Source organism: Pseudomonas sp. GW822-FHT07A10 (assembly GCF_058798795.1).
The window spans coordinates 12,923-32,812 of the sequence record NZ_JBXAKV010000004.1; the positions used below are offsets into that span (position 1 = coordinate 12,923).

Consider the following 19,890-nt stretch of genomic DNA (forward strand, 5'->3'; position numbering starts at 1 on the left):
GTAACAACGCGGATCGGTGTAACATATCGGTCGACAGCAGAGAGGAACAAAGCTCGACTTTTTAGGGGCTTCCGATCAGCGATATGCGCTCACCTCCAACGGCCGTTGATAAGGTGACGACCGAGCGTCCAACCCTCACCGATGATAGGATGCGTTCCAAAATGGCGGCTCTGACTACATCGAGCCTTGCTAAGCGTATTTTACAAACGATCAAACAAACGGAAAAAACCTTGCCAGCTTCTTTTGAGTGCTTCGCTAGAGCAAACGGGAATGAATAAATTCGTCCAGTGGCGAGGTAAGGGGTATCCGTTCTCCACTGATGCCATCCTTGACAGCTTACTCGCCAACTTCATCAATTCGGGAGAGGCTCAGGAGGTCTCCTTCCGAGAGCTCGTGCCATGGATGAAGGTCGGAGAGCGTGCGACGCACTACATTCATAGTTACCCAGCGAAGCTCTTGCCGCATATTGCGCATTTCTTCTTGGCGTCAGATCGGGTCTGCCCCCTAGCAGGTCGGGTGCTTGACCCTTTCTCAGGTACAGGAACAGTTGCGTTAGAGGCAATGCTATCCGGTCGTGAAGCGTTCTATGCTGATGCTAATCCATTAGCGCGTTTGATAACCTCAGCAAAGACGACCCTTGTTAGTGAAGAGAATCTTAACGAGGCGTTCAAACAGTGCCTTTCAGACTTCAAAAAAAATCGTACTCGGTCTCATCCTGAAATCGTAAATATCGAGCACTGGTACACTCCTGAAACCATCAAGCATCTTAGTCGACTTAAAGCAGCTATAGGCCATCAACCTAATGGCATAATCAAAGACTTTCTTCTGGTCACGTTTTCATCGATTACAAGAAAAAGCAGTTTGGCGGATCCACGATTATCCGTCCCAGTAAAAATCAAAGACTATCCAGGTCGAAGGGATCGTAAGTCTACAAGCGTAATTGATCTTTTCTCGGAACAGTTCGAATCAAACCTAAAACGCATGCGCGAATTGTCCGCCATGGACAGCGGCACGCATAGACCCTGCCTGGCGGGAAGAGATGCGCGCAGATTAGTTGTTGAGTCGGGACAGCCCTTAGCTTCTAGCTCTATAGACCTAGTGATAACTTCTCCGCCGTATGCGGGAGCGCAGAAGTACATTAGGGCGACTAGTCTTAACTTAGGCTGGCTAGAGTTTGCGAAGCCTTGCGAGCTTCGCGGTCTTGAAGACCAAAATATTGGTAGAGAGCACATACCAAAGCAGAAATACATGAGCTTTTCGAGTACCGGCATAAAAGAAGCTGATAAAATCTTAAAAAACGTATACGAAGTAAACCCTCTGCGAGCATCTATCGCCTCCACCTATTTGATCGAGATGCGACAGGCTCTGACAGAAGTATTTAGAGTTTTGAAGCCAGGCGGACAACTTGTCTTGGTGATTGGGAATAATATCGTATGCGGGCATGAGTTTATGTCTTCAAACTATTTGCTAGAGATTTGTGAAAGTTTGGGTATGGAGCTAAGGCTGAAGCTGATCGACTCGATCAAATCAAGAGGTTTGATGACCAAGCGTAACAAAACCGCCAGCCTTATAACTCGTGAGTGGGTCTTGGTTTTGAGGAAGATTATTTAATGGAACTAAAAGACATACTAAAGCGTAAGATTGAAATTCTTTCTCAGCAAGCTTGGGACTCTCGCCTCACTTGGCCCGATGTTGAAGCCTGGCTAGAAAATTTTAATGGCCAGTTCAAAGATGAAAGCAATGAGAAGTTGCACGCATTACACCTGCTTTCACAAGTTAACTATTTTGGACTTGATCTGCTTAGGGAGATGCTTAAGTGTGTATACCAGACACTATACCGACACCCAATAACATCTCAAATACGTCGTGCTAATAACGATACTTTAGATCCCGGAATTATCGAGCCACTTTTTTTAGAAGAGCGCCTCAAGACCCGATTCGTCGGGGTAGGCAATCCTTCAGAAAGTGGCCCTCATCTTCTTTACTATTTCAGACAGATAAATAATCTAGGGAAGGATTTGTTTATTGATAGCGGTGATATTTTTAAATTATCCCGTGACAGTCAAGGGCAAATTCAAATTTCGCAGCACGATAAAAGTATAAAGCGGTATGTATTTATTGATGATTTGCTAGGATCTGGCTCGCAAATTGAACAATATCTCTCGCACAAACTTGAAGAGATTCGCCGCTTTCCAGGTGTCGAATGTCACTACTACGCTTTATTTGCTACGACTAAAGGTTTGAAGACCGCAAGAAAACCAGAATACTTTGGGGATAACGTTTCTTGCGTGTTTGAATTGGATGAAACATTTAAATGTTTTTCACCGAATGCAAGGGCATTTGCTAACCTTCCCAATGGTCTAGACAAGCAAAGTGCGCAAGATGTCGCTGCTGGATACGGCGCTAAGCTACTCCCTAGCGATCATGTTTTAGGCTATAAAAATGGTCAGCTGCTACTCTCATTCTTGCACAACACCCCTGATAATTCTTTACCAATTATGTGGTTCGATAATCCACTATCAACCTCTTGGGTGCCGATTTTCAAACGATTCGATAAAAAATACGGAGTGTGATCGTGGAAAATAATACTAATCCATTTGATCTTATTCGGGCTGCTGACTATTCCGACCTCCAGATAAAAGATTTTTGGGTTGATTTTAAAGGGCAAGAACTACAGGCTTTGCTCGAACCAACCTCGATTACGTCAATGCATATTCTCGGAGGTAAGGGGAGCGGTAAGACCCACCTGATGCGATATTGCTCCTACCCCGTGCAAAAACTTCGATTTCCCGATAATTCGATAAAAGGTCTGATAAGCGAAGGCTATATCGGGATTTTCCTCCGTGCTAACACTCTAGATACGGGGAAATTCTCCGGGAAAGGCCAGGACGGAGAAAAATGGGGGACGCTGTTTAATTATTATTTTGAGCTAAGATTGGTTGAGAACTTGATACTTACCTTGATAGATTTATCAAAGTTCGATCACAAATTAATGCTTGAGCTCAACTCCTTGGTCGGCGATGTGTTGCTGCTGCTGGACGAGCTGCCAACCCAAGAACCAGATACCCTAACTAGTCTTTTGGATTTTATAGTTTCACTTCGGAAAGCTGTCGACCTGAGTGTAAATAACTGTGTATTCACTAGATCGCTCAATGTAAATATACTGCTAAGTCCTGGGTCTTTGCTCTTTGGCGTGCCGGCGCTCGTAACGAAGCGAATAAAAATATTCGAGAAGCTTCGATTTATATATTTGGTAGATGAAGTTGAGAACTTAACCGAAGATCAACAAAAGTTTTTGAATACGCTAATTCGTCATTCAATGGACCCCTGCAGCTTTAGGCTTGGTGCTCGATTGTACGGTATCAAGACCCTTGCTAATTACGGTACTGATGAAGAAAACAAAGAAGGTTCAGAGTTTAAAGCGTTGTATTTGGATCAAATTCTGAGGTCTAAAGGGGAAGCGTTCAAAGAGTTTTCAAGAGAGTTGTGCGCCAAGCGTTTAGAGGACGGTGGTTTCGCGAACAAACCGGGTGAACAAAAACTTAAGGGGGTACTGCAGAGTCTTTTTGAAGCGTATAGTTCGGACGACTACTATCGTAGTCACACTAAAGAGTTAGTCGGAATAGCCAAGTCATCCGACCGCCCGTACTTTAAGAGGCTTCGTGATCAGCTTCATTCGAAAGGTACAAATAATGCCGTCGCAACTGCTTCTGACGCTAAAAGAATAATCTCTTTGCTCAGCATCTATGAGCATCCCCTGGTTGAGAAAGTTAACATTTTCATGCTTTACCAAGACTGGTATCGCGGAAAAGACCTGATTAAGTCAGCGGAATTAATTTCCGAAGAATGCAAAGGTTTTCTTGCTGGAGAGCCCGGTCGGCACAAAACTTTATACGGGCACTTCGCTATAGATTTGTTGGCTCAGTTATATCGAGATTACAAACAGTCACCGACTCCAATGTATGCTGGGTTCGACTCGTTCGTCAGGATGTCAGCCTGTGTACCAAGAAATCTGTTGGTAATACTGCAAAATGTTTACAAATGGGCATCGTTCAATGGTGATCGCCCATTCCGAGAGGGGCCTATTCCAATCCTGACTCAAGCCGAAGCTGTCATACAAAGTGCCGGGTTTTTCTTTGACGAAGACGCTAGGCCAGGTGCGGACGTTCCTAACGTTCAGCGTGCAGTAGAACGTTTGGCCGAATATCTCCGCGAGGTGCGCTTCTCCTCCAAACCAGTTGAGGTATCTCCATTAGCCTTCAGTTTGGATGTGTCTAAGCTGTCAGAAGCCGCCAAATACAATCTCAAACGAGCAGAGAATTGGTCATATATTTTCCGCCATCCTAAAGGCCGTCCCAACGCAAACTCCAAGCGCGTCGATGAAAAATATCAACTCAACCCTATGCTGTCGCCGAAGTGGGATCTACCCGTATCTGTTCGCGGAGATGTCCGCTTGCCCCACAGCGTAGCGGAAGCCATATTCGGTACGCTTGACAGCTCAGGCTTTCAAAAGGAGTTGAACGAGGCAACCTTAGGTATGAAGGCTCCTAATTTTGGCAAGTCGAGAGCTCAGTTAAATCGTCCACATATGGAAGAGCTATCCACCAACGGTACTCTTTCACTGAATTTTGGTGACGATGATGCGATTTGATTACTTTTATAAAACTCGCTTGCCCATAGAAGGAAGCTGGCCGCTCGACGCCCAGTATGATGTATTCATTTCTGCATATAATTTGAGCGATCGAATTGGAGTCGTTTTCGATAAATGTCAAGCGCCGCTAAAGCTATGGCTAATTTTTCCACAATACCAGTTTAACGAATCTGAGTACCCCGAAAGCGGAGAGGTGTTCTATTCGTCGCAGATGGAAGAGTCTGAGTTTTTAAACGAGTTTTTTCAGAAGTATGCTGAGTCTCTGGCAGGCAAGCGACTGTGCATTGATATAACCGGATTTATGCGGCCGCACTTATTGTTTCTGATCAAGTTGCTACAATATTATGGCCTTCTGAAATTTGACGCAATTTATTCTGAACCTGTTCGATATCAGAAAAAAGACGATACCAATTTTTCTGCGGGTCCCGTAACGCTAGTTCGATCAATCGCCGGATTTGAAGGTGAGCCAAACAATGAAAGCTCAAACGATATTCTGCTCCTCGGTATTGGCTATGATCACGAACTGCTCAAGCAAGTGGCTGAGCATAAAGACTTCGCAAATATAGTTACATTGTGGGGGTTTCCTTCTCTTAGAGCAGATATGTATCAGGAGAGTGTTGTTCGGGCTAGTAAGGCTCCAGAAGCAGCATTTCCGACTGGGAGAGGCAAGCAACGATATTATGCTCCCGTCAACGATCCATTCTCTACCGCTGAGCGAATCCACGAAGTAGTGCAGGCGGAGTCTTTAAAAAAGCCCATCACGAATTTGTATTTGAGCCCTCTTTCCACTAAGGCGCAAGCACTAGGCTTTGCTTTATATTACCTCTATGCAAAAAATAATGCTTCGAGCATAGTATTTCCTTTTGCTAATGGCTATGAACAAGAAACATCTATAGGTACCGCGGAAATATGGAAATATTCAATAGAGCTACCAGCATGGACGATTTAAGATGAGTTAGCGGTGGCAGTACTGAGGTTCTGATGAAAGTTACAGGGGCTGCCATCACTGGTTTTTTTAAGAAAGAGGGCGCTAATCTGGTAGTCCTGAGGGTGTCCGCGTCACTTCGAAAAAGGGCCCCGCATGGGCCCTTTTTCAGGCGAAGCAGATTTACTTCTTCAGCCATCCTTCGACGACATTGGCTCCGTGTTTCGCTTTCCACTCTTTCAAAGCCTTGTGATTCCCACCTTTGGTTTCGATCACCTCACCAGTATTCGGGTTTTCGTAGACCTTGAGTTCGCGTGGTTTGCGTCTACCGGCAGCCGGAGCTGCTGCTTGATGCCGCGCCGTGCTGTGCGGCTCCAGAATGTTGATGATGTGTTTCAGGCTAAACCCGTAGTGTTCGAGCAGCTTGCGCAGTTTGGTTTCGAACTCGATTTCTTTCTTCAGACCATCATCACCTTTCAGTGCTTCCAGGGCCTGGAGCTGCTCAGCGAGGTGTTTTTCGAGCTGACGGTATTCTGCGAGTTTGGACATGTTGTTTCCCTTCTTTAGTTCGGTTATGCGTGCTCGCTTATTTGGATGTTAGTGCTCGTTACAAGTTCAGCGCTGTTTCCGGCGATTCAGCTGGCTTTCAATATGCGCCATTTCCGATTTAATCGCGTTGATGGTTAGCTTTTGTATCGGACTGGATTTTCCCGTCCCTGCGTTGATGGTCTTCAGTAGCGCATTGAGATGGGCCTTCCGAGTTTTAAGCGTGTCAGACCAGCTCGCGCTGTTCTGTATTGGTTTGTTCATTACGTTCATCCTTGGGTTGTTCCAGACTGCTCATGACTTCAGGTTGGTGCGGTGTCGATACGCCGTCGAGCTCGATTAAGTCCCGCGCGCGGTACTGGCGCGATCGAGCTGATAGCTCTTCCCACGTCCACTTCCCAAAATTCTCGCCTTGCTCTGGAACGGCAAGCTTCATAAGTCCAATCTGGTCACGGCCAATCAAGTTGTAATTCGCCCAGAGCTTTCCGCCCACCTCGAACAACGTTTTTGCGGCCTCGTTCCACTGTTCTTCAAGTACCGTCTGCGATAGCAACAGGGCAGTGCGCTCTATTTCTTTATGCTTTAGCAGTGCTTCAGCGATGTATTTATCTACGGTGACCAGCTCCTGCTCCAGAGCTGTCATGATCAGGTGTTGGCGACGATTGTGCTCGGTGGCCACGGTGAGGTTCTTCGCAGCCTTTTGCGCATCAGTATTGGCTGTTTTCTCGCCTTCGGTGTCGCCCCACGCGACTGCCTGTGCGTACGCCGTGGCGGCGTCCGTTTCGGCCTGGCGAGCTTTTGCCATGTCCTCTTCCGCCTGCTGCTGAATTTGCTCCAGGCGGGTGCTGAGGCTTTGGCGCTTCTCCCTCAACTCCTGTTCATCAGCGGTCCAGTTATCCATCGCTTCGATGTACCCCGCCATCAGGGAATCGCAGTTGGCGAGGTTTTCGCGGCGACTGATTTTCCTGTCCAAAAGGTCGGCGTTGTTTTTGCGCGAATCGAAATTCCGTTTCAGCTCGTTGTACCTGTCGCGGAGTTCGCGCTCCTGAGTCGGTTCGATGGTTTCCTCACTTTCCAGCACCGCCTCAAGGGGCAGCAGTTCGGCATGCAATTGGTCGGCCTCGCTCAGCAGATGGTTGCGACGGTCTTTAAGGTCTTGAATTTCGTTCATGTGTTTAGTCTCTGTTCAATTCGATTGTGGGTTGGTTGAGTGGCTGGCGAGGCCGGAATAAGCCGGCGCTACCTCGATCAGCAGAGATGCCCTCAGGCAGCCCTAGCCTCGCTCTCATCCATTCCTGGAATCGTTTTCACGACGTAGCAGCGTTGCGTGCCTAGGCCGGGTAATCGGATCAAACTCGACGCCTTGCCATCACCTCCCGGCTCCAGAACGCCGCGCTGTAGCAGCTCTTTGTTCACAGCATTGATGTTCATCCCCCGGAAGATCTCCGAGCGCCATGCTTCGGGCAGCACGTAATAGGTGTTGGTGGTGTGCAAGGAGTCGCCCAAGCCGTGCTCCAGCGTCTTGCGAAAGCCGAGGCGGTCGATGGTGCGCGGGCCGTGTTCGTCGATCTTTGCCGCCGCCGATTCCCAGCGGGTAAAACGGCTTTCGCCGAAGCGCTCGATGACCTGGCGCAGCCGCGCCAAGATCGCATCACCTTCGAAGTTTCCGGCGCCGCCACGCTCGTTCATCCAGGCGTTGAGGCACACGCGAGCGGCGGTGGTGGCGGTTCCATCGGGCCAGCCGGTGATGCCCATCGCGGTGGCCAGCTCACCCGCTGCGGCCGCGAGGCCGAAACGAGCGGCTGCACGGTGTGCCTGTCCGCTGGCCGAGGCCGGCAGCGACTGGGCGATAAACCCTTCCAGCGTGCGTCGCAGGATGGCGGACCAACCGTGGCGTTTGCCCGGTTCGCACAGCGCGGTGAGGAAAGCGGTGAGCGGAGTGCCGTAATACTTCGCTACCCGCGCCTTGAGCGCGTCGGCGAGTGACGCCGCATCCTCAAAGCCGTTCAACGCATCGAACATGCCGAGGCCTTTGCTCGCATCGGCCGGAACGGCGAGCATGCGTACTTCCATGCCCGCTTTCAGTTCCTTGTTGGCTTCGGCCATGTGCTGAGCCAGCGTCTTCTCTCCGGTGGAGAGGAACAGCAGACGCCACTCCTGTACCTGTCGGCCTGCTTGCCCTCGATCATTGGCGCGTGCCTTGCCGGTGCCGTTGCCGAGCATGTACACCGTCTCGCCGATGATGCGCGGGTCGCACATGCCGATTTCATCCAGCACCAGAAGCCCATCGGAATGCGCGGCGGCGATGGATTCGAGCGCGTTGTCGGTGGAACGCCACGAACGCACCAGACGCGGTCCGCCGTAGATCGAGGCAGCAACTTGCAGGTGCGTGGTCTTGCCGCCTGAACTGTCGCCGTACAAGTGGAAGCCACCCGACTCATGGCCGAGCATGTGCAGCAGCGGGCCAGCAAAGGCCACGCCGACGACGAACGCCAATCGATGATTGCCGACGCACAGTGCACCGATCTGGTCCTGCCACTGCTCAAGCGAGCCTGCTTCGCTGATTGGCGGAAGCTGAGAACCCGCCTCGTAAAAATGCAGGTGTTCGCTGTGTGCGCCGACCTGTTGCTCTGGCAGCAGAAAGGCGCTGTCGTGCCAGCCCAAGCGGGTGACCAGTCGTGCCCGTTGCGCGCTGTCGAAGCCGCCGAGGTAACTCTGCAGGTCGTTGCGTGCGTTGCGTCCTGAGCGGCTGCCCGCGAGGCGCAGTCCCATATCTACCAACGGTCCGAGTACGTCCTTGCCGAAGTCGCCGGTCATGGTGCGCGCCGGGATATTCCAGCGTTTCTTGGCGCCGTCGGGATCGTCGAACTCGACCAGTAGGCCCCAGTTCTGGCCTTTGTCGTCGCGGGTGCGGGCCAGGATTTCCAGCGGCGAACACACCGGCCGCGCCTCGCCGTCGTCGCCCGCATAAAACACGCCTTCGGAGGTGAGGCGAAAGCCACCGGGCATCAGGTCGTTTTTCGATTTTGCGGGGCGCTTGGCGGCGGTTTTTGTCTTCGGTTCTGATTTGGTCTCGGCCTGCTCAGGCTCCGTCTTTTCGACACCCAAACCGAACATTTCTCCGCTGCTTTCCAGCTCGGCGAAGTGCGCCGCCGTCCAGCCTTTGGCGAGCGCATCGGCCGCATCGTCACCGTCGACCCATTGACCACCTTTGGCGAAGGCGGCGCGGTCGTTCTTCAGTGTGGGCTTACGTTTGAACACGTCCAGCGCGATGATTCGGACCGAGGCGGCGCCGATTTCGCGCAGCTTGTCGGCCACGGCTTCCATGCAGGCTTTGCCGCTGACATCGTTGTCCGGCCACAACAGCACTTCGCGACCCTTGAGCGGTGTCAGGTCGGCTTTGTGCCAGGAGTTGGAGCCGTTCGGCCAGCAGGTGGCCGCGTAGCCGGGCAACAGTTCGGCGGCGGCGTCGGCAGCTTTCTCGCCTTCGCAGAGAATAACCGGTGCGTCAGCGCGCTGGGTCAGTTCGTCAAGGCGCAGCAGTGGACGCGGATCGGGCAGACCTTGCCAGCGCCATTGCGTGGTTTGGCCATCGGCGCGCTGACACCATGTCAGGGGAGCAAAGACTTTCTTCGGTATGCCGTCTTCATCCGGCGCGAGGTCGAAGCGGTAAAGCGCCATAAGCGCCTGGCCCTGCGCGTCGCGGTAGATCCACACCTTGGACGGCGCGCCGTGTTGCCGATGCTTGGCCGGGCACTTATTCATGGCCTCGGCCGGGATCGGCTGAATGGGAATCCACTCAGGTGCTTTTGTCTTCGCGGGCGCTGGCTTCGCCTGGGCGGCACCGGGCGATACGTTGAGCAGATCCGCCAGTTTGTTACAGGCCTCGACGTCGGTGCCGCCGTCCAGATAGCGCACCAGATCGATTAGGTCACCGCCCTTGTCGCCGGTGGCGAAGTCGGCCCACGTGCCCTTGCTCAAACTGATCTTGAGCGAACCGGCTCGCTTATCGCTGCGGGTCGGATTCGGGGCGGTGTATTCCTTGCCGCCGTCCACGCGCTTGCCATTTGGCAGCCAGTGCGACAAGACACGGTCAATGTCTTTCAGCGCGGCGGTTTTCACGTCGGCGAAGCTGGGACGTTTCTCGGAGTTGCTCGGGCGTTGGCTCATGCGTCAGCCCTCGACAAAAACAGTGCATCGTTGATGTCATCGATCAGGGCTTTGGCCATCTCTCCAAGGTACAGAGCAGGCCAACTGAAACGCTCGCCGTTATCGCTCATGGCGGCGTCAAAGTTGAGCTGGTTGGCGTGATGCTGCAGCAGGGAAACCATCTCCAGTGCCTCTTCGACCGGTACTCCTGCATTGACCCGGAACAACTTCAAATCGGTGGCATTCACGCGAGTAAATGTGGCGTGACCACGGGTGGTGGAGGTGGTCATAGCGCACCGCCTTTCTGTGCAGCCGGAATGGAGGTGGTGTCACCGTGCAAGGCGAGGGTCTTGATCAGGCCGAGAGTGCCGCGTACGTCCCAAAGGACGGCTGCGATCACATGATTGGCGAGGCGCGAGGATTCACTTTCGAAGTGATCTTCTAGCAACGTCAGCACCGAGTCGGCGCGATCAATGGCGCAGGTGATCGCGTCGATGGGCACACCGGCTTCGGCGTTCAAGCTGACGCGCAATAGGTCTTCAGGCAGGGCGCAGCGCAGGGTGTTGTTCATTGGGCACCGCCTGCGGTTTCGAGCGCACGAGCTTTGGCCATGTGGTTGTTGTAGCGGGAGAGGCGTGTAGCGAGGCTGGAATTGGCGTGTAAAGCGGCGAGAGCCATTGCACGATGGGCAGCGGCGCGAATTTTGGACGGATTGAGGGCGTGCATCTGGCGAAGCTCCTATTGTTGAGGAGCTGCCACGTTCGTTACCAAGCGAATGGGTGGCAGCTGTGCGCAGGTTGGTAAACCGGGACAATAGGAACCCGGCAGACCCGAAGGTCTCCCACGCACAGCCGCCATAAAACGAAATTGCGGGCGTAAAAAAAGCGCCTGCAAAAGAGATATGGGCGCTGTTGCGCCTATTGTTCAACGGGTTACCAAGCCCGGCCGCTGAGTTTGCAGCGACGGCGGAAGAGTAACGTCCGTTTTTGGAAAGTGCAACTGCGTTGATGACTTGCGGAATTTTCAGGTGCGGCATAAATTGTTCGTGCATGTAGATTTACCTCAACGCCTCCGGATCGCCCCCGGAGGCGTTTTCGTTTCAGGCATGGGCTTCCCAGCGCAGGGAAAGAAGGGGCAGGAAGCCACCGCTGAGCATCGATCGTGCATCTTCGTAGGCTTGCGATTGCTGGCCTTCGTCGGCGATCACGGCTCCGATTTTTTCGCAGTGCAGGGAGAGGGCGCACCAGGTGCCGTCGGCCCAGCTGAGTACACTGACCACGCGACCTTGCTTGTCCTGTTGGCTGCGGTAGCGCTCGAGGCGCTGCATGAGGCGGGGCGAAAAGCCAATCCGGCGCAGCACCGAAAACGGGTGCATCAAAGCGTTATCCGCGATCTTTTGGCTCATGCTGCCTCCTGCGCAAAGGCAAGCAGCGGTGGTGGTGTTTCGCCTTTGAGCCAAGCCAAGATCTTGCTGTCTTCGACGCAACGTCTGCGGTATTCGACGGCCATCACATCGCGACGCTGTGCTAGACACTCATCTACGTACTCGGTCAGATCCGAGGTCAAGCGCATGCTTTTGTGAAGGTTCTCGGTAACGGTCTTTTCCACTGCGAGATCCTCATCCGTGATGCGTTGCCATACCGCCGGATTGTTCGCGTACCCGGCCGATTGATCCACCAGCCAGTAGGTGACCCAGTCGTTCATACCTCGCGTTTTCAGTGAGGCGAGGCGGCTTTCGCTCATGGCGAAATAGCCGGTGCCGTGGACGCTCGAAAACTCTCTGCGCTTCGCGTTTTTACGGATAAGTTCGGGTAATTCCCAAGGATTGGCTTTAAGTGGGAGAGCGAGGCCGTCAGGGCTGAAAAAGAACGCCTCCTGCTCTTCGCCGTTCCAGCTCACGCCCGCGATGGTGCGATGCCGCCAGTTGATAGCATCAGGTCGATAAAGTCGGAATCCGATGCTGTAGGAGTCGAGAAAGGGCCCCTTGAATGGGCAGTGACTACGTCTCATGCGGCCACCTGATCACGGGCTTCAATACGACCCCGTGCCCAGGCTTGGACTTCAGCCAGCACCCACGCGACCGGTGCGCCGCGTGCGGTGCTGGTGCTCAGTTTTACGGGGCGCGGAAATCCGCTTTTAGTGCACTGCATGAGCTTGTAGATCGTGGGGCGAGCAAGACCAACGATGGCCGTGACTTCAGAAATTCTGATCAAGGTCGTCGCTGGATCGCGATGGGAAATGTTGTTGGTTATGGATGCGAGGGAGTTAGTCATAGTCGTGCCTGTAATGTGAGAGACAGGCACAGGTTAGAGAGCAAAAAAAAAGCAAACATGGTTTGCTTTTTTTTGCTGGCTATCGGGGTATGTAACCACCCCTATGAAGGTATTTTCTGACGGTCGGAATCGACGCTATCTTGTCCTTTTCAACGATCACTTTGATCAAGTCAGTTCCAGATATTTTTGGATTGGCTGAAAGGTGTCGGTCGGCTGCACTGCATACACGATCAAATCGGTTTTTTGCCGCCTGTTGTATGTCCGATTCAGGGTTACTGTTGCCTTTGCCTGCTGTCTTTCCGCGTTGTGATGCTTGGGTCGCAGAAACATTAGCCAGGACGTTACGCATAAAACTGTATGCATTAGAGCCAGGTTGTGAAGCCTCGACGTCTTCGATTTGTCGGTAAAGTGAGGCCAGCATCAATGCCTTATCAGCGCCCGCTTTTAAGAGGGCGAAGTCCTCTCTGCTTCTGATTTCGAACCCGCTTGTTCGATCTCGCGCCTTCTCCACAAGCTTCACGTATTCCTTGTGATCGGTTTGTCGCAGTAACTCGACCAGGTCAACCTCAATGTCATAAACCCCAAGCTCCAAGTCGAACAGCCAGTTCGCAAGGGCTTCAATTGCTTCTACGGCCTGCACGAATGCGTAGGTTGCTACGAGCTGGGAGTCGCTAACGAGATGATCTGTCTTAATCTCACTGCGAATTACCCTCGGTAGGGCTGTCGCTTCAGCAAAGTGAAAGCGCTCTTCGATGAGATCTCGACGAAGAAACAGGGTGTTAATCGTCGATTTAGCGCTTTCGGCATATCCGCCATCCTCAAGCCAATAAAACAATGCATGATGGATTAGCTCGAAGCCTCCTTTGAAATGGTCGAAAAAATGACCGTACAACGCTAATTCACTAACGGCTAACTCGATCTCCTCGATATCCATAAGCAGACAACTTACCTCGACCCCCGCGATCTCTAGCTCTCCAGCTTCTAGGCTAACTGTGCCTTTCATGACGCTGCCCCTTGCCCCGAAACGGGGGCGATTAGCCCGCGAGGTCCACGACGAAAAAAAGCTACCAACAGGGCAACATTGGTTCTCATGCCGTTACACCGTTTATCCCTGTTACACGGGGCGTACGGAAAACTGAGTTTGCGTGTAACTCTAAAAAAACCTAATGTTTTCAGTTGGTTGATAAACTTCGTTACACGAGTAACACGCGTTACACCGCTTTTGGAGGCGGGATGGATAAGTAGCCTCATATCACCTTTCCAAATTGGCCTTGCACGACGTTTCCATACTCAAGGGCATCAAGATGGTCGGCATACCACTGCATCATCTTCACGCGTTGTTCAAGGTATTGAGCCTTGTTGTATACCCCGGAAATGCCTTCCTCTTTATGGGCAAGCTGTGCCTCAACGTGTTCTTTCGGCCAGCCATGTTCTCGGAGCAATGTGCTCGCGGTGTGCCGAGTCCCGTGCCCAACGAGGCGGCCTTTATAGCCGATGGTGGCAAAGACCTTATTGATCGTGTTTTCGCTGATGGTCGGATTTTTGGCTCCGACCCCAGGGAAGAGCCAACGACTGCGACCGGTTAAGTGGTAAAGCTCTTTCAGTGCCGCAACTGCTTGGCGGGGAAGGGGGCATACAAAATCCCGACGCATCTTCATTTTGGCGGCAGGTGTGGTCCAAATGGCTTTCTCAAGGTCGAATTCCTTCCATTCGGCCAAGCGGACCATTCCAGGTCGTGATGCCGTCCAAACACAAAGCCATGCCGCAGTACGGGCCGTCAGCCTGCTCGGGGTGTTTTTTAGTGCCTGGAGAAATTCCGCCAGCTCAGGCTCCAGCAAATGTGGATGCTGCTGAGTCTTTGGAGCTTGGGCTGCAATATCGCGAAGGCGGCTGCCCGGATCGTTTTCAGTCAGGCCTAAGCCGATGGCTCGCCCGAAGATCTGATTTATCCAGGTGCGACACTTTTCCGCCACGTTGTGTGCGTCTCGGGCTTCGATGGATGCCTGGAGTTCTGCGCAGTCGGTACGGGTGATTTCATCTAGAGGCTTGTCTCCCAGTGCCGGGAGTATGTCCTTGTCGAGGTAGGTACGGATTTTGTTGAGGGTGGAGGTTGCAAGACCCTTTTCCTCTTTCGCCTTCAGCCATGCATCAGCAGCAGATCGAAAGGTTCGGGTTTTGGCCGCATCGATTGCAGCTTTCGCGGATCGCTTTTGTTCTAGCGGATCAGCACCGCTACTCACTACCTTGCGTAGGTCAGCAGCTTTGTCCCGTGCCAACGCGCCACTTACTTCCGGATAACCCCCGAGCCCCATCCAAGCCCAATTGCCCGCCGGACGTTTGTAGCGGAGCTGCCACGATTTACCACCATCAGGTTTGACCCTGAAGTAGAGGCCGTTTCCGTCCAGCTCCCGGTATTCCTTTGATTCCGGCTCCAGCCCCGCAAGCGTCGTGTCTGCGAGAGGGCGGCGCTTGATGTCTGCGCGCTTCATCCTTGTATCCCAAAGTTAGGTGCTTTTCTCAGGATACAAGCAGGGATACAGGGATACAACGGATAAGGGGATACAGGGGTAGATAACCAGACACAAAAAAACCGGCCTAAGTGGCCGGTTTCTTTGGGTCTGAGAGTCTGGTAGAGACTTTCAGATACTGCTATATGGTGCCCCGAGGGAGACTCGAACTCCCACTCCTTTCGAAAACGGATTTTGAATCCGCCGCGTCTACCAATTCCGCCATCAGGGCTCAATGGCGGCGAAGTATAGAGAGGTGAATACCGCTGGTCAATCAGGTACATGGAGAATTTTTGATATTTCCGCTAGACTTCCCGGCCCTGCTAGACGAACCCCATCATGCGCGTTGCTGACTTTACCTTCGAGCTCCCTGATTCGCTGATTGCTCGCCATCCTTTGGCCGAGCGTCGCGGTAGTCGCCTGTTGACCCTGGATGGGGTCAGCGGCGCCCTGGCACACCGTCAATTCACTGATTTGCTTGAGCATTTGCGCCCAGGCGATTTGATGGTGTTCAACAATACCCGGGTGATTCCGGCGCGGCTGTTTGGCCAGAAAGCTTCCGGCGGCAAGCTGGAAATTCTGGTGGAGCGGGTGCTCGACAGTCATCGCGTGCTGGCCCATGTGCGCTCCAGCAAGTCACCCAAGCCCGGCTCGAAGATTTTGATCGACGGCGGTGGCGAGGCCGAGATGCTGGCGCGTCACGATGCGTTGTTCGAACTGGGGTTTGCCGAAGAGGTGTTGCCGCTGCTCGACCGCGTCGGGCACATGCCGTTGCCTCCTTATATAGATCGCCCGGATGAAGGCTCGGACCGCGAGCGTTATCAGACGGTATACGCCGAGCGCCTGGGCGCGGTGGCGGCGCCGACGGCGGGGCTGCATTTCGATCAGCCGCTGATGGAGGCGATTGCCGCCAAGGGCATCGAGACCGCATTCGTGACCTTGCACGTCGGCGCGGGCACGTTCCAGCCGGTGCGCGTGGAGAAGATCGAAGATCACCACATGCACAGCGAATGGCTGGAAGTCGGCCAGGACGTGGTCGATGCCGTTGCGGCCTGCCGCGCTCGCGGCGGTCGTGTGGTGGCCGTGGGGACCACCAGCGTGCGTTCCCTGGAAAGTGCCGCGCGTGATGGCGTGCTCAAGCCGTTCAGTGGCGACACCGATATCTTTATCTACCCGGGCCGGCCGTTTCATGTGGTCGATGCTCTGGTCACCAACTTCCATTTGCCCGAATCCACGCTGTTGATGCTGGTTTCGGCGTTCGCCGGTTATCCCGAGACCATGGCCGCCTATAAAGCCGCCGTCGACAACGAATACCGCTTTTTCAGCTACGGTGATGCGATGTTTATCACCCGTAATCCCGCACCACGTGGCCCTGAGGACAAAGAATGAGTCGCCAAAGTCGTATGTCGTTTGAGTTGCTTGCTACTGACGGCAAGGCGCGTCGTGGTCGCCTGACCTTCCCACGCGGTACCGTCGAGACCCCGGCGTTCATGCCGGTGGGCACGTACGGTACGGTCAAGGGCATGCTGCCGCGGGATATCGTCGCCACCGGCGCGGAAATCATTCTGGGCAACACCTTCCACTTGTGGCTGCGTCCTGGCACCGAAGTGATCAAGAAGCACGGCGACCTGCACGATTTCATGCAGTGGAAAGGCCCGATTCTGACCGACTCCGGCGGTTTCCAGGTGTTCAGCCTGGGCGCCATGCGCAAGATCAAGGAGGAGGGCGTGACCTTCGCCTCTCCGGTCGACGGCGCCAAAGTGTTCATGGGGCCGGAAGAGTCGATGCAGGTCCAGCGTGATCTTGGCTCGGACATCGTGATGATCTTCGACGAATGCACCCCGTACCCGGCCGACGAAGACGTCGCTCGCGTATCGATGGAGCTGTCATTGCGCTGGGCTCAGCGTTCGAAAAACGCCCATGGCGACAACACCGCGGCGTTGTTCGGCATCGTCCAGGGCGGCATGCACCAGGATTTGCGCATGCGTTCGCTGGAAGGCCTCGACAAGATCGGCTTCGACGGCCTGGCCATCGGTGGTCTGTCGGTGGGCGAGCCCAAGCACGAGATGATCAAGGTGCTCGATTACCTGCCGGGCCAGATGCCGGCTGACAAACCTCGTTACCTTATGGGCGTTGGCAAACCGGAAGATCTGGTTGAGGGTGTGCGCCGCGGTGTGGACATGTTCGATTGCGTGATGCCAACCCGTAATGCCCGCAACGGGCATCTGTTCATTGATACAGGCGTGCTGAAGATCCGTAACGCGTTCCATCGCCATGATGATTCGCCGCTGGATCCGACCTGCGATTGCTATACCTGCCAGAACTTCTCCCGCGCTTATCTGCATCACCTGGACAAGTGCGGCGAAATGCTGGGAAGCATGCTCAATACCATCCATAACTTGCGCCATTATCAAGTGCTTATGGCTGGTTTGCGCGAGGCTATTCAACAGGGTACATTGGCCGCCTTTGTCGATGCCTTCTACGCCAAACGCGGGTTGCCTGTTCCGCCTTTGGACTGAGTTTTCTGACCCCAAGATTCAACATTTGCAACTGGAGTGCTAAATGAGCTTTTTTATCTCTAATGCCATGGCTGACGCTGCTGCACCTGCGGCAGGCCCGATGGGCGGCGGCTTTGAGTGGATTTTCCTGGTCGGTTTCCTGGTCATCTTCTACCTGATGATCTGGCGTCCACAGGCCAAGCGCGCCAAAGAGCAGAAGAACCTGCTGAGCAGCCTGCAAAAAGGTGACGAAGTTGTGACCACCGGTGGTATCGCCGGCAAAATCACCAAAGTGTCCGACGACTTCGTGGTTCTGGAAGTGTCCGACACTGTTGAAATGAAGTTCCAGAAAGGCGCCATCGCCGCCACGCTGCCAAAAGGCACGCTCAAAGCGATCTAAGTTACAACTTCTACTCAATCGACGGGGCGCGCAAGGCGCCCCGCGTCATAAGCGGGCGGCGTGATGCTGAACAAATACCCTCTGTGGAAATACATTCTGATCCTGGCGGTGCTGGCGGTCGGTCTGATTTATTCCGCTCCCAATCTATATCCTGATGACCCGGCCATTCAGGTCAGCGGTGCAAGCACTGCGCTGCAAGTCAATCAGGCTGATCTGGACCGTGTGAGCACCGCGCTCAAGGAATCCGGGATCAACGTCAAGGCGGCCACGCTGGCGGCAAACGGCAAGGGCGGTCTGATTCGCCTGGTCAAGGCTGAAGACCAGTTGCCAGCCAAAGACGTTGTGCGCAAGGCATTGGGCGATGACTACGTCGTTGCACTGAACCTGGCGCAAACCACCCCGCAATGGCTGCGCAGCCTGGGCGCGCACCCGATGAAGCTGGGTCTGGACTTGTCCGGTGGTGTGCACTTCCTGCTGGAAGTGGACATGGACAAAGCCCTCGACGCACGCCTGAAAGTCTACGAAGGCGACGTCAAGAGCCTGTTGCGTAAAGAGAAGCTGCGTTATCGCAGCCTGCCGCAACTGGGCGGTGCCATTCAGTTGGGCTTCACTGATGAAGACTCCCGCGAGCAGGCCCGTGCGCTGATCCGCAAGAACTTCAACGATTTCGACATTGTTCCGGCCGACCTCAATGGCCAACCGGTACTGCGTCTGGCGATGACCCCGGCCAAGCTGGCGGAAATCCGTGAATACTCCATCAAGCAGAACTTGACCACGGTACGTAACCGCGTCAACGAGCTGGGTGTTGCCGAACCTATCGTTCAGCGCCAGGGCGCCAACCGCATCGTGGTTGAGCTGCCGGGCGTGCAAGACACCGCAGAAGCCAAGCGTATCCTCGGCAAGACGGCCAACCTGGAGTTCCGTCTGGCCGCTGAGCCTGGTGCTTCGAAAGCCACTTCCGAGGAATTCGAGTTCCGTGAAGGCAAGCGTCCTCCGGCGCTTATCGAGCGTGGCCTGATCATCACCGGTGACCAGGTGACTGACGCCAAGGCGGGCTTCGGCGAGCACGGTACGCCAGAAGTGAACATCCGTCTGGATGGCCACGGTGGCGAGCTGATGAGTCGTGCGACTCGCAGCAACGTCGGCCGCAGCATGGCGGTAATCTTCATCGAACAGCGTCCGGTCACCACTTACGTCAAGCAAGTGGTCAACGGCGTCGAGAAAGACGTGCCGGTCCAGACGTTCAAAGAAGAGAAGAAGATCATCAGCCTGGCGACCATCCAGTCGCCGCTGGGTGCCCAGTTCCGCATCACTGGCCTGAACGGCCAGGGCGAATCGTCCGAGTTGGCGCTGCTGCTGCGTGCCGGTGGTCTGGCGGCTCCGATGTACTTCGCTGAAGAGCGCACCATTGGCCCAAGCCTGGGTGCCGACAACATCACCAAAGGTATCGATGCATCGTTGTGGGGCATGCTGTTTGTCTCGCTGTTCATCATGGCCATCTACCGCTTCTTCGGCCTCATCGCCACCGTTGCGTTGGCAGTGAACATGGTGATGCTGCTGGCCTTGATGTCGCTGCTGGGTGCAACGCTGACCCTGCCGGGTATCGCCGGTATCGTATTGACCATGGGGATGGCGGTCGACGCCAACGTCCTGATCTTCTCGCGGATACGTGAAGAGATCGCGGCCGGCATGACCGTACAACGGGCAATCAACGAAGGCTTCGGCCGGGCATTCACCGCGATTCTCGACGCCAACCTGACAACCTTGTTGGTGGGCGGGATTCTCTTTGCCATGGGCACCGGCCCAGTCAAAGGGTTCGCCGTGACCATGTCCCTCGGGATCTTTACCTCGATGTTCACGGCCATCATGGTGACCCGCGCGATGGTCAACCTGATCTTCGGCGGTCGTGACTTCAAGAAGTTGTGGATTTAAGGGGCTGCC

20 protein-coding genes and 1 tRNA gene are annotated in these 19,890 nt (G+C 54.1%); 8 read left to right on the forward strand and 13 right to left on the reverse strand.

Annotation, left to right across the window (positions count from 1 at the left end; all coding sequences use genetic code 11):
* Nucleotides 1-270 precede the first annotated feature (270 nt).
* The 4 genes from AC1RL4_RS08410 to AC1RL4_RS08425 are packed head-to-tail and all read left to right on the forward strand — an operon-like array spanning nt 271 to nt 5,600.
* Nucleotides 271-1,611, forward strand: coding sequence for a hypothetical protein (locus AC1RL4_RS08410; protein WP_493119457.1), 1,341 nt, complete (start codon nt 271-273; stop codon nt 1,609-1,611).
* The gene (locus tag AC1RL4_RS08415; RefSeq protein WP_192230128.1) at nt 1,611-2,573 is read left to right on the forward strand and encodes a phosphoribosyltransferase-like protein; all 963 of its coding nucleotides are present in this window, start codon (nt 1,611-1,613) and stop codon (nt 2,571-2,573) included. The genes AC1RL4_RS08410 and AC1RL4_RS08415 overlap by 1 nt, the downstream gene beginning before the upstream one ends.
* A gap of 2 nt (nt 2,574-2,575) precedes the next feature.
* On the forward strand, nt 2,576-4,651 hold the full coding sequence (locus tag AC1RL4_RS08420; RefSeq protein ID WP_493119459.1) for an ORC-CDC6 family AAA ATPase: 2,076 nt from the start codon (nt 2,576-2,578) through the stop codon (nt 4,649-4,651).
* Nucleotides 4,641-5,600 (forward strand): hypothetical protein, encoded by a 960-nt coding sequence (locus AC1RL4_RS08425; RefSeq protein WP_192230132.1) that lies wholly within the window; start codon nt 4,641-4,643, stop codon nt 5,598-5,600. The genes AC1RL4_RS08420 and AC1RL4_RS08425 overlap by 11 nt, the downstream gene beginning before the upstream one ends.
* A gap of 159 nt (nt 5,601-5,759) precedes the next feature.
* Here AC1RL4_RS08425 and AC1RL4_RS08430 read toward each other — a convergent pair whose 3' ends face one another.
* From AC1RL4_RS08430 to AC1RL4_RS08490, 13 genes are all read right to left on the reverse strand, one after another.
* A complete protein-coding gene (locus AC1RL4_RS08430; RefSeq protein WP_192230134.1) occupies nt 5,760-6,125 on the reverse strand; it encodes a histone-like nucleoid-structuring protein, MvaT/MvaU family in 366 nt (121 codons plus the stop codon).
* 66 nt (nt 6,126-6,191) lie between these two features.
* Nucleotides 6,192-6,386, reverse strand: a complete 195-nt coding sequence (locus tag AC1RL4_RS08435; protein WP_225609102.1) for a hypothetical protein — start codon at nt 6,384-6,386, stop codon at nt 6,192-6,194.
* The gene (locus AC1RL4_RS08440; RefSeq protein WP_192230136.1) at nt 6,349-7,293 is read right to left on the reverse strand and encodes a coiled-coil domain-containing protein; all 945 of its coding nucleotides are present in this window, start codon (nt 7,291-7,293) and stop codon (nt 6,349-6,351) included. Before AC1RL4_RS08440 ends, AC1RL4_RS08435 begins: the two co-directional genes overlap by 38 nt.
* A gap of 92 nt (nt 7,294-7,385) precedes the next feature.
* Nucleotides 7,386-10,292, reverse strand: a complete 2,907-nt coding sequence (locus AC1RL4_RS08445) for a DUF927 domain-containing protein (RefSeq protein WP_493119463.1) — start codon at nt 10,290-10,292, stop codon at nt 7,386-7,388.
* Nucleotides 10,289-10,561: a DUF3077 domain-containing protein gene (locus tag AC1RL4_RS08450; protein WP_192230140.1), complete on the reverse strand. Its 273-nt coding sequence runs from the start codon at nt 10,559-10,561 to the stop codon at nt 10,289-10,291. The genes AC1RL4_RS08445 and AC1RL4_RS08450 overlap by 4 nt, the downstream gene beginning before the upstream one ends.
* On the reverse strand, nt 10,558-10,842 hold the full coding sequence (locus tag AC1RL4_RS08455) for a hypothetical protein (protein WP_192230141.1): 285 nt from the start codon (nt 10,840-10,842) through the stop codon (nt 10,558-10,560). Before AC1RL4_RS08455 ends, AC1RL4_RS08450 begins: the two co-directional genes overlap by 4 nt.
* Nucleotides 10,839-10,997 (reverse strand): hypothetical protein, encoded by a 159-nt coding sequence (locus AC1RL4_RS08460; protein ID WP_192230143.1) that lies wholly within the window; start codon nt 10,995-10,997, stop codon nt 10,839-10,841. The genes AC1RL4_RS08455 and AC1RL4_RS08460 overlap by 4 nt, the downstream gene beginning before the upstream one ends.
* Nucleotides 10,998-11,370: 373 nt before the next feature.
* A complete protein-coding gene (locus AC1RL4_RS08465) occupies nt 11,371-11,676 on the reverse strand; it encodes a hypothetical protein (RefSeq protein ID WP_192230145.1) in 306 nt (101 codons plus the stop codon).
* Nucleotides 11,673-12,281 carry a hypothetical protein gene (locus tag AC1RL4_RS08470; RefSeq protein WP_493119466.1) on the reverse strand — a complete coding sequence of 203 codons (609 nt, stop codon included), beginning with the start codon at nt 12,279-12,281 and terminating at the stop codon, nt 11,673-11,675. The genes AC1RL4_RS08465 and AC1RL4_RS08470 overlap by 4 nt, the downstream gene beginning before the upstream one ends.
* Nucleotides 12,278-12,544 (reverse strand): helix-turn-helix transcriptional regulator, encoded by a 267-nt coding sequence (locus AC1RL4_RS08475; protein ID WP_192230149.1) that lies wholly within the window; start codon nt 12,542-12,544, stop codon nt 12,278-12,280. The genes AC1RL4_RS08470 and AC1RL4_RS08475 overlap by 4 nt, the downstream gene beginning before the upstream one ends.
* A gap of 79 nt (nt 12,545-12,623) precedes the next feature.
* Complete coding sequence (locus AC1RL4_RS08480) at nt 12,624-13,547, reverse strand: hypothetical protein (RefSeq protein ID WP_493119468.1); 924 nt, start codon at nt 13,545-13,547, stop codon at nt 12,624-12,626.
* 244 nt (nt 13,548-13,791) lie between these two features.
* The gene (locus AC1RL4_RS08485; RefSeq protein WP_192230153.1) at nt 13,792-15,033 is read right to left on the reverse strand and encodes a tyrosine-type recombinase/integrase; all 1,242 of its coding nucleotides are present in this window, start codon (nt 15,031-15,033) and stop codon (nt 13,792-13,794) included.
* A 165-nt stretch (nt 15,034-15,198) separates the two neighbouring features.
* Nucleotides 15,199-15,283: transfer RNA gene (locus tag AC1RL4_RS08490), tRNA-Leu, on the reverse strand.
* A gap of 107 nt (nt 15,284-15,390) precedes the next feature.
* Here AC1RL4_RS08490 and queA point away from each other — a divergent pair.
* From queA to secD, 4 genes are all read left to right on the forward strand, one after another.
* Nucleotides 15,391-16,440: a tRNA preQ1(34) S-adenosylmethionine ribosyltransferase-isomerase QueA gene (queA, locus tag AC1RL4_RS08495; RefSeq protein WP_105344839.1), complete on the forward strand. Its 1,050-nt coding sequence runs from the start codon at nt 15,391-15,393 to the stop codon at nt 16,438-16,440.
* 14 nt (nt 16,441-16,454) lie between these two features.
* On the forward strand, nt 16,455-17,570 hold the full coding sequence (gene tgt, locus AC1RL4_RS08500; protein WP_019651852.1) for a tRNA guanosine(34) transglycosylase Tgt: 1,116 nt from the start codon (nt 16,455-16,457) through the stop codon (nt 17,568-17,570).
* A gap of 43 nt (nt 17,571-17,613) precedes the next feature.
* Nucleotides 17,614-17,949 carry a preprotein translocase subunit YajC gene (gene yajC, locus AC1RL4_RS08505; protein WP_007934009.1) on the forward strand — a complete coding sequence of 112 codons (336 nt, stop codon included), beginning with the start codon at nt 17,614-17,616 and terminating at the stop codon, nt 17,947-17,949.
* Nucleotides 17,950-18,012: 63 nt separating this feature from the next.
* A complete protein-coding gene (gene secD / locus AC1RL4_RS08510) occupies nt 18,013-19,881 on the forward strand; it encodes a protein translocase subunit SecD (protein ID WP_018926707.1) in 1,869 nt (622 codons plus the stop codon).
* Nucleotides 19,882-19,890: the final 9 nt, after the last annotated feature.

Coding starts and splice junctions, on each gene's coding strand:
- tgt (WP_019651852.1), top strand. CDS start 16,455: ATGTCGTTTGAGTTGCTTGCTACTGACGGCAAGGCGCGTCGTGGTCGC.
- AC1RL4_RS08470 (WP_493119466.1), bottom strand. CDS start 12,281: ATGAGACGTAGTCACTGCCCATTCAAGGGGCCCTTTCTCGACTCCTAC.
- queA (WP_105344839.1), top strand. CDS start 15,391: ATGCGCGTTGCTGACTTTACCTTCGAGCTCCCTGATTCGCTGATTGCT.
- AC1RL4_RS08460 (WP_192230143.1), bottom strand. CDS start 10,997: ATGCACGCCCTCAATCCGTCCAAAATTCGCGCCGCTGCCCATCGTGCA.
- AC1RL4_RS08430 (WP_192230134.1), bottom strand. CDS start 6,125: ATGTCCAAACTCGCAGAATACCGTCAGCTCGAAAAACACCTCGCTGAG.
- AC1RL4_RS08440 (WP_192230136.1), bottom strand. CDS start 7,293: ATGAACGAAATTCAAGACCTTAAAGACCGTCGCAACCATCTGCTGAGC.
- AC1RL4_RS08485 (WP_192230153.1), bottom strand. CDS start 15,033: ATGAAGCGCGCAGACATCAAGCGCCGCCCTCTCGCAGACACGACGCTT.
- AC1RL4_RS08480 (WP_493119468.1), bottom strand. CDS start 13,547: ATGAAAGGCACAGTTAGCCTAGAAGCTGGAGAGCTAGAGATCGCGGGG.
- AC1RL4_RS08425 (WP_192230132.1), top strand. CDS start 4,641: ATGCGATTTGATTACTTTTATAAAACTCGCTTGCCCATAGAAGGAAGC.
- AC1RL4_RS08475 (WP_192230149.1), bottom strand. CDS start 12,544: ATGACTAACTCCCTCGCATCCATAACCAACAACATTTCCCATCGCGAT.
- yajC (WP_007934009.1), top strand. CDS start 17,614: ATGAGCTTTTTTATCTCTAATGCCATGGCTGACGCTGCTGCACCTGCG.
- AC1RL4_RS08445 (WP_493119463.1), bottom strand. CDS start 10,292: ATGAGCCAACGCCCGAGCAACTCCGAGAAACGTCCCAGCTTCGCCGAC.
- secD (WP_018926707.1), top strand. CDS start 18,013: ATGCTGAACAAATACCCTCTGTGGAAATACATTCTGATCCTGGCGGTG.
- AC1RL4_RS08415 (WP_192230128.1), top strand. CDS start 1,611: ATGGAACTAAAAGACATACTAAAGCGTAAGATTGAAATTCTTTCTCAG.
- AC1RL4_RS08465 (WP_192230145.1), bottom strand. CDS start 11,676: ATGAGCCAAAAGATCGCGGATAACGCTTTGATGCACCCGTTTTCGGTG.
- AC1RL4_RS08410 (WP_493119457.1), top strand. CDS start 271: ATGAATAAATTCGTCCAGTGGCGAGGTAAGGGGTATCCGTTCTCCACT.
- AC1RL4_RS08435 (WP_225609102.1), bottom strand. CDS start 6,386: ATGAACAAACCAATACAGAACAGCGCGAGCTGGTCTGACACGCTTAAA.
- AC1RL4_RS08450 (WP_192230140.1), bottom strand. CDS start 10,561: ATGACCACCTCCACCACCCGTGGTCACGCCACATTTACTCGCGTGAAT.
- AC1RL4_RS08455 (WP_192230141.1), bottom strand. CDS start 10,842: ATGAACAACACCCTGCGCTGCGCCCTGCCTGAAGACCTATTGCGCGTC.